At 47.5% G+C, this 12,033-nt stretch carries 10 protein-coding genes; 9 read left to right on the forward strand and 1 reads right to left on the reverse strand.

The window, feature by feature from the left end:
- Positions 1–1,302: flagellin (locus tag DW835_RS05170; protein ID WP_243037056.1), on the forward strand; the 1,302-nt coding region annotated here is incomplete at its 5' end.
- 239 nt (positions 1,303–1,541) lie between these two features.
- On the opposite strand, the gene DW835_RS05175 is transcribed toward DW835_RS05170, so the two are convergent.
- A complete protein-coding gene (locus DW835_RS05175) occupies positions 1,542–2,585 on the reverse strand; it encodes a hypothetical protein (protein ID WP_118730794.1) in 1,044 nt (347 codons plus the stop codon).
- 305 nt (positions 2,586–2,890) lie between these two features.
- Here DW835_RS05175 and DW835_RS05180 point away from each other — a divergent pair, with 305 nt between their 5' ends.
- The 8 genes from DW835_RS05180 (at position 2,891) to DW835_RS05215 (ending at position 12,016) form a co-directional block, all read left to right on the forward strand.
- The gene (locus DW835_RS05180) at positions 2,891–4,564 is read left to right on the forward strand and encodes a M3 family oligoendopeptidase (RefSeq protein WP_118730795.1); all 1,674 of its coding nucleotides are present in this window, start codon (positions 2,891–2,893) and stop codon (positions 4,562–4,564) included.
- A 76-nt stretch (positions 4,565–4,640) separates the two neighbouring features.
- Entirely contained in the window at positions 4,641–6,281 is a 1,641-nt protein-coding gene (locus DW835_RS05185) for a peptidylprolyl isomerase (protein WP_117465377.1), read from the forward strand.
- A 182-nt stretch (positions 6,282–6,463) separates the two neighbouring features.
- Positions 6,464–7,285 carry a Cof-type HAD-IIB family hydrolase gene (locus tag DW835_RS05190; RefSeq protein WP_022313243.1) on the forward strand — a complete coding sequence of 274 codons (822 nt, stop codon included), beginning with the start codon at positions 6,464–6,466 and terminating at the stop codon, positions 7,283–7,285.
- A 93-nt stretch (positions 7,286–7,378) separates the two neighbouring features.
- Complete coding sequence (locus DW835_RS05195; RefSeq protein WP_022313244.1) at positions 7,379–8,728, forward strand: CCA tRNA nucleotidyltransferase; 1,350 nt, start codon at positions 7,379–7,381, stop codon at positions 8,726–8,728.
- Between the two features lie 79 nt (positions 8,729–8,807).
- Complete coding sequence (locus DW835_RS05200; RefSeq protein WP_118730796.1) at positions 8,808–9,809, forward strand: CotS family spore coat protein; 1,002 nt, start codon at positions 8,808–8,810, stop codon at positions 9,807–9,809.
- An 81-nt stretch (positions 9,810–9,890) separates the two neighbouring features.
- A complete protein-coding gene (locus DW835_RS05205; RefSeq protein ID WP_118730797.1) occupies positions 9,891–11,264 on the forward strand; it encodes a PEGA domain-containing protein in 1,374 nt (457 codons plus the stop codon).
- Positions 11,265–11,339: 75 nt separating this feature from the next.
- The gene (locus DW835_RS05210; RefSeq protein ID WP_255713168.1) at positions 11,340–11,690 is read left to right on the forward strand and encodes an HU family DNA-binding protein; all 351 of its coding nucleotides are present in this window, start codon (positions 11,340–11,342) and stop codon (positions 11,688–11,690) included.
- 86 nt (positions 11,691–11,776) lie between these two features.
- A complete protein-coding gene (locus DW835_RS05215; RefSeq protein ID WP_022313248.1) occupies positions 11,777–12,016 on the forward strand; it encodes an RNA-binding S4 domain-containing protein in 240 nt (79 codons plus the stop codon).
- Positions 12,017–12,033: the final 17 nt, after the last annotated feature.

Genomic DNA, 12,033 nt, shown 5'->3' on the forward strand with positions numbered 1-12,033 from the left:
CACAATCTTACAGCTATGAACTCTAACAGAATGTTAGGTCTGACCACCGCTTCTCAGGCAAAATCCACCGAGAAACTGTCTTCCGGTTACAAGATCAACCGTGCAGCTGATGACGCAGCAGGCCTGTCCATCAGTGAAAAGATGAGAAAGCAGATCAGAGGTCTGACACAGGCATCCCTGAACGCACAGGACGGTATCTCCGCAGTACAGACCGCTGAAGGCGCTCTGACCGAAGTACACGATATGCTACAGAGAATGAACGAACTGGCAGTTAAGGCTGGAAATGGTACTATGTCTGCTGATGACAGAAACTATGTACAGAATGAGATCGATCAGCTTGTAAATGAAATCGACCGTGTATCTGAAACCACGAAATTCAACGAGACTTATCTGTTAAAGGGTGACGCAACCGCAAATGGCAATCAGAAGACTTTTGCGGCAGGCGCCGTATTAGGAACGGTTGATGGAGTAACTGTAGCAGCAAAGGGTAACACGGAGGCTACATTGACGGATGGTGCTGAAATTACTATTGGAAAAGTAAAAGTAGTATCAAGTGATAATACTAATTTTAAAATTGCAGATGTTGCAGCACAGAAAAAGGCTAAAGATGTCACTAAAATTACATCTGATGGAACCAATGCTACAGTAACTTTAAAAGATGGTACAGAAGTTACAGATACAATTGCTAACATTACAACCACCTATGGTATAGAAGCAAAAGCTAATTTCAAAGGATCTGCTACAATTAGCAAACAATTAGAGAACGAGAATACTAATGCAGCGGTAACGGGTAATTATACCGGAAATTTGAATGATCTTGATCCGGAGGCTGAAGTTAAAGTGAAACTGGCAATTGGAGCATCCGGAAGCACTGCACTGAGTTCTTCTGAGAAAGCTTTGATCTTAAGCTTCCAGGTAGGCGCTGATACCACCGCTGAGAACAAGATTGAAGTATCCTTAGAGTCTATGAGCGCTAAGGGCATTGGTGTAAACGGACTGCAGGTAAATGGCACAGATTCCACGAATGCTGATGCGGCTGTTAAGACTATCGCAACTGCAATCCAGAAGGTATCCACTCAGCGTTCCGCACTTGGTGCTGTTCAGAACCGTCTGGAGCACACCATCAACAACCTGGATAACGTTGTAGAGAATACCACCAGCGCAGAGAGCCAGATCCGTGATACCAATATGGCTACTGAGATGGTTAAGTACTCCAACAACAACATCCTGGCTCAGGCAGGTCAGGCTATGCTGGCTCAGTCCAATCAGGCTAACCAGGGCGTACTGTCTCTGTTACAGTAAGCTTAAGCTGAGATCAGGTTGTTTCCTAAGAGGAACGAACCATATCTGTAAGAGTTATGTAAGAACCAAAGGGCAGTCCATGACGGGCTGCCCTTTTTGGGTTCTTATAAGACCTTTTGATCATCCAAAGATTTCCTTTCCAATTCCTTCGAAAAATTATCATAGTAATCCATGGCTGCCTGTGTAGAAATAGAAAGCTCAGCATCATATTCGAAAAAGTTCATATCAATGTGCCCCTTTTACATAATTTTTTGTGCTTTTGAGAATTCATTTTCAAATTCCTTTGAAAATTTTTCGTAATAGTCAATGGCAGATTGTGTAGGGATTGATAGTAGAGTCTCTAACTTGTGGATTGCATCCTCTTTTGACAAGTTAAAGTCCTTACATGACCGAACAATTTCTTTTGCTCTGCCTTCCTCTACGCCATCCTTATAAATAACTCTCTTTTCCGCCTCGGCATCATATTCGAAAAACACCATATCAATAACCTCCTTCTTATTCTCAAGCAAAAATTCCTTCAAAATATCCCTCCTGATACATACGTCCACGGCCTGAACGATGGCCTGCCGGTTTGGATACACCTTTGCCTGCTCACGGACTTCTGCGACAAACTGGGCATACTCTTTTAAAATCTGGCAGGCATCCATCAGCTCGGAGTTGAACCCGAGATTGATATTGATTACCTGTACCTGTAATTCAAGCTGAGGAGTCTCTTCCTTATTCCGGTAGGCGCTGGACAGCTTCAGGGTGCTGTATTCCGGGAGAGGATCCGTCCCGTTATAAAACACTACGAAATGCGGAGTATCCAGCATCTGTAACTTGTTGGAATAAAGCAGGTCATCTGAGTTCATCTTTGAATATTCACTTGCCAGATACAGCAAAAAGCGATACGGCATATTGGGATTCAGGGTGGACTGGTGCTCAAAAAACCATAGATCAAAATCCACCACAAATGACAGGTCGTTCTGCAAGCTTAGGTAAACCGCATTTTCCAAAGTTGTAATATGCAGTAGCTCCGGATCTTCATAATGCGAGTGATTCAGCGCATTGTACAGCGAGAGCAGCTTCTCCTTGTCATGAAATATTTTCCGGAACACCAGATCCTTATAATTCCGCTTTCCGGAAGCCGGTATTGACACAGCCACATTCCCCGGCGCAGCAGCTATCGCATTCCCATACGAAATTTCTTCCGCAACAAAATTTTTCCAGAATCTCGACACAGTATTCATCAAATACTCCTCCGAGAAATAGTTGCCGGTTATATTATTTTGTTTTAACTCCATAAATCTCCTTTCTGTTGCAAAATAAATGTAAAAATAAAACAAATATTTTCCATATAAAATAAATAATAAGGGAAACTTTGACCACTGACGGGTCTATAAGAATTTTTGAAAGAAGAAAAATTACTTCTAATACCACCATACCATAGGGATTCCTTATTGGCAAGTCTGAAAAATGTTACAAAAAGGCTACAAAAAATCCAGAAAAATGTTCCAGAACGCTTCTAAAGTTTTACTTTCCCGGCATTTTGGGGTAAGATAAGCAGTATAGGTTCCTAAGGACACAGAAAGAGAGGATTACTATAATTATGAGATTTCAGGACATGCCTTACGAGAGAATAGATTTTGCCAAAGTGCAGGAAGAGATGGGAGAACTGATCCGGGAGCTGGATGCGGCGAAGAGCGGGGAGGAACAGTTCGAGGTGCATAAGAAATATTATGCGCTGACGGATCGTGTTATGACGCTGATGACCATTGCGAATATCCGCTTCGACATCGATACTTCCGATAAATTCTACGAGGAAGAGCATAAATACTACGATGAGCAGGGACCGGTATTCAGCAATCTGGTGCTGGCTTATCAGAAGAAATTATATGAATCCCCCTACAGAGCTTATCTGGAGGAGAAGATCGGTCCGGTAGCGTTCAAGAATATGGAGCTGGCACAGAAGTCCATGAGCGAGGCGTTGATCCCGCTGATGCAGGAGGAGAATGCTCTGACCATGGAGTATGATAAACTCATTGCCAGTGCGAAGATCGACTTCGATGGCAAGGAACTGAACCTGTCCTTGTTACGGCCCTATCTGGTAAACTCTGACCGCAGCGTCCGCAGACAGGCCTGGGAGAAGATGAGCGCGTTTTTCTTGGGAAATGAGGAACAGCTGGATACCATCTACGATAAACTGGTGAAAAACCGTACCGCGCAGGCCAGAGCCATGGGATATGAAAATTATCTGGAACTGGGCTATTACCGTATGAATCGTAACTGCTATGGTAAGGACGAGGTAGAAGCTTTCCGCAGGCAGATCAAGGAGTATTTCGTACCCTTTGCAGAGAAGCTGCATGACCGCAGAAGACAACGTCTGGGTCTGGAGAAGCTCAGCTATATCGACGAGCAGGTATATTTCAAGGATGGCAACCCGGCACCCACCGGAACCCCCGAAGAGATCATGGCAGCCGGACAGAAGATGTACCGTGAGCTGTCCCCGGAGACTGCGGAATTTTTTGATTTCATGATGGAGAACCAGTTATTTGATGTCCTGGGGCGCAAGACGAAGAAGGCGGGAGGTTACATGACTTATCTGCCTCTGTACCATGCACCGTTTATCTTCGCTAACTTTAACGGTACCAGCGGTGATGTGGACGTCATCACGCATGAGTGTGGTCATGCGTTTCAGGGGTATCTCGCTGCACAGGATCCTATCAGAGAGCATGCGGATATCGGCATGGAGACTGCAGAGATCCATTCCATGTCCATGGAATTTTTCACGGAAAAGTGGATGAACCTGTTCTTCGGCAACAGAGCGCAGGATTACGTGGAAATGCATCTGGAGGATGCGGCTGCGTTTATTCCTTACGGCTGTATGGTGGATGAGTTCCAGCATATCGTCTATGAGCACCCGGAGCTGACCCCGGCCGAGAGAAAGCAGGCATGGAGCCGTCTGGAGCGGGAGTACAAGCCCCACCTGGATTACGAGGGAGATCCTTTCTTCGGACAGGGAGGCTTCTGGCAGAAGCAGCTGCACATTTACGACTACCCTCTGTATTATATCGATTATTGTCTGGCACAGACCTGCGCACTACAGTACAAGGTGAAGATGGATGCCGATTTTACAGAGGCGTGGAAGAGCTATCTGAAGCTGTGCAGGCTGTCCGCCAGTGATTTTTACACTAATATGATCAAAGAAGTCGGACTGGACAGTCCTTTTGAGCCCGGATGTGTGAAAAATATCGTGGAAAAACTTGAAAAATATGTGAAATAGCTTTCTTTTTCCGCAGAAATACGGTAAAATAAGGAGTCATTGGGACTTAAGACACCAGGAAGGAGACATGTAAGCAATGTCTAAGAATGAAAAAGTTACAGAAAATAAAGAACAAACAGAACAGAAGGTCATGACCAAATATGACCGTAAGGTACAGAAGCGTAAAGAGGAGAAGGAAAAGGAGAAAAAGGAAGAGCGCATCAGCACGGCCATCGGCATCGTAGTGCTTGTGGCTCTGGTATGTCTGGTAGCATCTTTCCCCATCCGTACCTATCTGGCAACTCATGAGACCTATGTGGTGGTCAATGGAGAAGCTGTAAACAAGGTAGAGTTCGATTACCAATACAACCTGACCAAGAACAATTATATCACCCAGTACGGCAGCTATCTGACATACTTCGGACTGGATACCAGCAAGGATCTGTCCACCCAGATGTATTCCGATACTCTGACCTGGCAGGACTATTTTGAGCAGAATGCTGTAGAGAGCCTGAAGCAGAATAAGGCGCTGATGGCAGAAGCCAAAGCAGCCGGCTTCACCTACGATACCACGGATGAGTACAACACTTTCAAGGAGACCATCAAAACCTCCGCTGCATCCGCAGGCATCTCCGAGAAGGAATATGTACGTTCCATCTACGGAAGCTATGCAACCATGGGCCGTATCGAAGAATATGTGAAGAACGACATGGTAATGAACGCTTATTATCAGAAGCTGCAGGAGGATAATGCTCCCAGTGATGATGAGATCCAGAGCTATTATGAGGAAAATAAGGCAACCTACGATTCCGTAGACTATCGCCTGACGACCATTGAGGCAGAATTGCCTACAGAACCTACCGAACTGGCAGATCCCGTAGAGGAGACTGCTGCAACCACCGATACCACTGCAACAGACGGAACGGCAGCTACAGATGCAACAGCTTCCGACAGCACCGATACCGCTTACCAGCCTTCCGATGCTGAGATCGCCAAGGCAATGGAAGATGCGAAGGTACTGGCAGATGATGCGGAGAAGACCGTGGCAAAAGACGGCGAAGCACACGAGAATGAGAAGAAGTCTTCCGTGAACTACCTGATCTCCGACTGGCTGTTTGATGATGCCAGAAAGGCAGGAGACACCACCGTCATTACTAACGACAACAGCCATTGCTACTATGCCGTGGCATTTGAGAAGAGATATCTGGATGAGACTCCTTCCGCAGATGTACGTGTGATTATTCCCACCGAGGATAAGACCGGTGAAGAGATCCTGGAGGAGTGGAAGAGCGGTGCAGCTACCGAGGACAGCTTCGCAGAATTGTGCAAGAAGTATACACAGGATACTTCTGCAGTAGAGAACGGCGGTCTGTTCGAGCAGGTGACCAAGACCGGTATGACAGAGGAGCTGAGCAACTGGATCTTCGACAACAGCCGTCAGGCAGGAGATACCGTAGCCATCACTGTCAGTGACACCACCTATGTACTTTACTACATCGGACAGGATCAGCCCGAGTGGAAGATCAACATCAAGAATACGCTGGTATCCGATACAATGAGTCAGCATATGCAGGATATTACCGCAGATGTAACAGTAGAGGATCCCAAGGGTAAACTGAATTACCTGAAGGTGCAGGCAGAGGAATCCGCAGCCGCTGAGACCGCGACCGCAGAGACCCAGGAGATCACCGAGGAGCAGACTGCTGCTACCGAAGAGACCGCAACACAGGCACAGTAAAGCTTGCTCAGGAACAGAACATAGACAACAGACAAGTACCTGTTTCACTGCACAAGCAGAAGAGACAGGTACTGTTAGGTTATGAGCAAAAATAGTCGCAAAAGGGCGGGAAACATGATAATGTGACTCTGCCAGTTACGTGAGCTGAACAGAGAATAACTTTGAGAAAGGTATGAATAAACATGCAGGAAAAAGTTCTGGTACTGGATATTGACGGAACATTGACCAATTCAAAAAAAGAGATCACGGAAGCTACCAAACAGGGAATCTGGAATATTTTACAGCATGGTCACAAGGTGATCCTGGCTTCGGGTCGTCCCACCCCCGGCATGCGGAAATGCGAAGAGGAGCTGGAACTGAAAAAATACGGCGGATACCTACTGTCATTTAACGGAGCCCGTATCGTGGAGTGTAAGACAGGAGAAGTGGTCTATCAGAGAACACTGCCCCTGTCCATTGTGCCCGGATTGTACGAATTCGCCAAAGCGAATGGCTGCGGACTGATCACTTATCAGGGTCCTGGCGTCATCTCTGCGTTCGAGCCGGATGACTATGTGCAGCTGGAAGCCAGAATCAACGGAATTCCTATAAAGGTCGTTGACAATTTCGTCGAATATGTGAATTTCGATATTAATAAATGCCTGATGACAGCACCGGAAGAGATCGCACCGGAGCTGGAGAAACAGCTGCAGGAAAAATACAGCGATGTGGCAAGCATCTACCGTTCCGAACCCTATTTCATCGAGATCATGCCGAAAGATGTGAACAAAGCCACCTCTTTGGATCATATGCTGGAAGGCATGGGACTGACCAGAGAGAATGCGATCTGCTGCGGGGACGGTTACAACGACATCTCCATGATCGAATATGCGGGAACCGGCGTAGCAATGGGGAATGCCCAGCCGGCGGTCAAGGATGCGGCGGACTATATCACCGGCACCAACGATGAAGACGGACTGGTGGAAGTCATCGATAAGTTCATCATGAACCCGGAGCAGGCATAGCCTTTCTTAGAAACAAACAATAGACACAAAGCAGTAACAAGCGAAAACTCACAGAGCAATGAGCGTATGTGATTTTTGCAAAAGAGGATATATATGATTCAGATACAAATACCTGAAAAAGCGAAATATATCATAGAAACCATACAGAATGCCGGATTTGAAGCCTATGTGGTAGGCGGCTGCGTGCGGGATTCCATTCTGGGCAGACCCCCGGAGGACTGGGATATCACCACCTCGGCGAGACCGGAGCAGGTAAAGCAGCTGTTTCGTCGCACCATCGACACCGGAATCCAGCATGGCACCGTAACCGTCATGCTGGACAAGGAAGGCTTTGAGGTTACGACCTACCGTGTGGATGGAAAATACGAGGACAGCCGACATCCCAAAGAAGTGACGTTTACTCCGAACCTGGAGGAGGACCTGAAACGCCGGGATTTTACCATCAATGCCATGGCTTATAATGAAACGGAAGGCCTGATCGACATTTTCGGCGGATTAAAAGACATCGAGGCGAAGATGATCCGCTGTGTGGGCAACCCGGAGGAACGATTCGGAGAAGATGCCCTGCGGATCATGCGGGCAATTCGTTTTTCAGCCCAGCTGGGCTACGAGATCCACGAAGATACTGAGGCGGCAATCCGGAAGCTGGCACCGACCCTGCAGAAGATCAGTGCGGAGCGGATTCAGGTGGAACTGACTAAACTGTTGGTGTCCCCTCATCCCGACACCCTCAGAGAAGCTTATGACATGGGTGTCACCAAGGTGATCCTACCGGAATTCGATGCCATGATGGAGACACCACAGAAGCACAAGCATCATAAATACAATGTGGGTGAGCATACATTACATGCACTTATGGAGATCGGGCCGGACAAGAATATGCGTTATGCCATGCTGCTCCATGACATCGGCAAGCCGGCCACACTTACTGTGGATGAAGCCGGAATCACTCATTTCTACGGACATCCGGCGGTGGGAGAAGAGATGGCGCGGAAGATTTTGCGGAGACTGCGATTTGATAATGATACCGTTGCGGTGGTCACCCGTCTGGTGAGATACCATGATTATGGCAATGATGTGATACCGGATCTGCGGATTGTCCGCCGGGCGGTGAATAAGATCGGGGAAGATATTTTCCCACTGTTGTTCCCGGTGAAACGGGCAGATATTCTGGCACAGAGCGATTACCTGAGAACAGAAAAACTGGAGAATCTCGAACTCTGGAAGAAACTGTATCAGGAAATGCTGGAAAAGAAGCAGTGCGTCTCCCTGAAAACACTGGCGGTCACCGGCAGGGATCTGATCGACACCGGTATGAAACCGGGCAGAGAGCTGGGAGAGATGCTGCAACAGCTGCTGGAACTGGTATTGGAACATCCCGAGCAGAATACCAGAGAACAGCTGCTGGAAAAGGTAAAGGAACTGTCGGCAGACAAAGATTGAGCATACTTTACAGGCTTTCCTCATAAGATAGCGTAGGAACCGGAAAACGGTTAAGGACGTATCTTAGGAGGGATTGTAAGTGAATGACAGAGCAGTGGCACTGCTGGAGCAGTATGAGATAGAAGTATTGCGTACCCGAAAAGGAAGGGGAGCGATTCTGTGCGATACACAGCAGGGCTGCCTGATCTTCAAGGAATATACAGGACGCGAGGAACAGCTGCGTCTGCAGGAGCAGGTCCTGAAGCACCTGGAGGAACGGGGAACCGTTCCTGCGGAGCGATTGCTTGCCACAAAGGAAGGTGCGTTATCGGTGACAGACCGGGACGGTGTCAGATATATTCTGAAGACCTGGTGGGAAGGCCGAGAATGTAATATCCGTGACAGGGAAGAATGTATGGAAGCCATGCGGCTTCTGGCGAGACTGCACGGTGATCTGGAATTTACACCTGTATTTCCGGAGACGGAGGAGGCTTCGGCACCGGTCATAGAGAGATATCTCCCCAGCCGGGACTATGAAAAGCATAACCGGGAGCTCAAGAGAGCCCGCAGGTTCTTGAAACAGCGCAGCCAGAAGACCTGGTTCGAGATCCGGTTGTCTGCAGTGATTGATCCTTTTTTAGAGGAAGCAAGACAACTGTGTGAAGAATGGAAAGAGATCGAGCTGGCTGCCTCCGACAGCGGAGAGGAAGTACCGCTGTGTTTCTGCCACGGAGATTACCAATATCATAATATTCTGCGGCAGGACCGTGGATTTTTCCTGGTAAACTTCGAAAAATGTCAGGCAGACGGGCCGGTGAGAGACCTGTATCTGCTGTTGCGAAAGCTTTTGGAAAAAAGTGAATGGGATGCCGAATGGGGCAGAGTGCTTCTGGCGGCTTATGAAAGTGTCAGACCGTTAAAGCCCTATGAGAGACAGGATCTGGTCTACCGCCTGTCCTATCCTGAGAAATTGTGGAAGATCGTAAACTTTTATTATAATTCCGGCAAGGCCTGGATCCCGGAGAAGAATCAGGAGAAACTGGACCGCCTGTTGGAACAGGAAGCGGCCAGAAAGAAATTCCTGAAACTGCTGCAAAGATAAAAGCCGGGCAATGAACGGCAGACAACGGAAGAGACGTTGCGGCAGGATCGCAGCGTCAGAAGACAAAGGAGAAGCAAAACGTTGAAAAGATTCGAAGACAAAAAGTATTCGAAAACGAAACAGACAGTGGTAATCCTTTTGCTTGTGACAGCAATGTCATTTGCTGGATGCGGGCAGACAGAATCCTCCGGGACGGCGGCAACACCTGCGCCAACGGCACAGGCAGAGCGGATAGATACCGGCTTTGTTGTCACCAATCCGGACAGCTATGATTCCGCAGATACGGCGGTACTGGTGGATATCAATAATGTTGACAACACTGTCACACTGTTAAATTTGGATTTAGGCAAACGTTACACGCTGTCCATGGACGGAACAACGCGGTTCGCAGATAAATATGGAAAGGCAATTTCCCTGAGTCAGCTGCAGGAGGGGGACATCGTGGATGTGACTTTTTTGAAAAGTCAGAAGCATCTGACCTCCATGCAGCTGGCGCAGACAGCATGGCAGTATGACGATGTAGAGCACTACGAGATGAATACCGTACGGAATGAGGTGGCCATCGGGGAAGAGGTGTTCCAGTTGTCCAGGGATACCCAGTATTTTTCCCAGGGACACAGCATTGAAAAAATGGATCTGAATCCGGCGGATATCCTGACATTTCACGGCATTGACAGCACAGTGCTCAGCGTAACAGTGGAAAAAGGCCATGGATACCTCAGACTGGTCAACGATGAGAACTTTGTGGGTGGCTGGCTGGAAATCGGCCAGACACAGATCGTGCGGATCACAGAGGACATGCTGGTGACGGTGTCAGAGGGAAGCTATCAGGTAGATATCAGCTATAACGGCGGTGGTGGCACGAAAAATGTCGTAATCAACCGCAACGAGGAAACAACACTGGATATCGGTGATCTGGAAGTGGCAGAGGCACAGTACGGTATGGTGCTGTTTTCGCTGAATCCTTCCGATGCAGAATTGTATATCGATGGAAGTCAGGTGGATGCTTCCCAGCCGATCACGTTGGAATACGGTATTCACCAGATTATAGCAAAGGCGGACGGCTATAAGTCGCTTACACAGTATCTCAGGGTGGGACAGGAATCCGCGGGAGTGGATGTCCAGCTGGATAAGGCGGACTCCGACAGTGAAGACAGTACGGAAAGCAGCAGTTCTTCCAGCTCTTCCGCAACGGAATCTACCTCCACCGCAGATACGACTACGACCTATTACCGCGTGCATATTGATGCTCCGGAAAATGTGGAGGTATATCTGGACGGCAACTATGTGGGAATTTCCCCCTGCAGTTTTAAGAAGACCGCAGGAAGTCATGTGATCACCCTGCGAAAATCCGGTTATGAAACCAGAAGTTATACGGTACAGGTGGATGAAGAAGAAAAGGATGTATCCTACTCATTCGTAGACCTGACGGCCAGTTCTTCATCGACAGAATGATCCTTTCCGGGAGGGGAAGAAATGCCGTAAATATGCGGAAAAACCTTGACAAAAGGGATAAAAACAGATATATATATGTATAGACGTTTCAAAAGAACTATTTTCGAGCGTAAAATTAATAACGAAAACTCATTACAGGAGGAGTTCAATATGAACAAAACAGAATTAGTTGCAGCTATGGCTGATCAGGCAGGTCTTTCCAAGAAGGACGCAGAGAAGGCATTAAAGGCATTCACCGATGTTGTTGCTGAAGAGTTAAAGAAGGATGGTAAGGTTCAGTTAGTTGGCTTCGGTACTTTCGAAGTATCCAGCAGAGCAGCTAGAGAGGGTAGAAATCCTCAGAGCGGCGCACCTATGAAGATCGCTGCTTCCAAGGCTCCTAAGTTCAAGGCTGGTAAGGCATTAAAGGATATGCTGAACGCATAATAGAAGCTGAATTTTCAGAGACTCGATAGGACAACCTTTCGGGTCTCTTTTGTTTTTCAGAAACGGATGATCGTGAGGTTAAAAGCATGAGATTAGACAAATATTTGAAGGTATCCCGACTGATCAAGCGCCGTACTGTGGCTAATGAAGCCTGCGACAGCGGCAGAGTGCTGATTAATGATAAGCCGGCAAAGGCGTCCGCCAATGTCAAAGAGGGAGATATCATTTCCATCTCTTTCGGCAACAAGGAAGTAAAAGTCGAGGTCCTGGATGTACAGGAGACCGTGAAAAAAGAAGAAGCCAAAGAACTTTTCCGTTATATATAATATCAGGTTCTCTATGT

The organism is Clostridium sp. AM34-9AC, assembly GCF_003480225.1.
GTDB lineage: Bacteria > Bacillota > Clostridia > Lachnospirales > Lachnospiraceae > Acetatifactor > Acetatifactor acetigignens.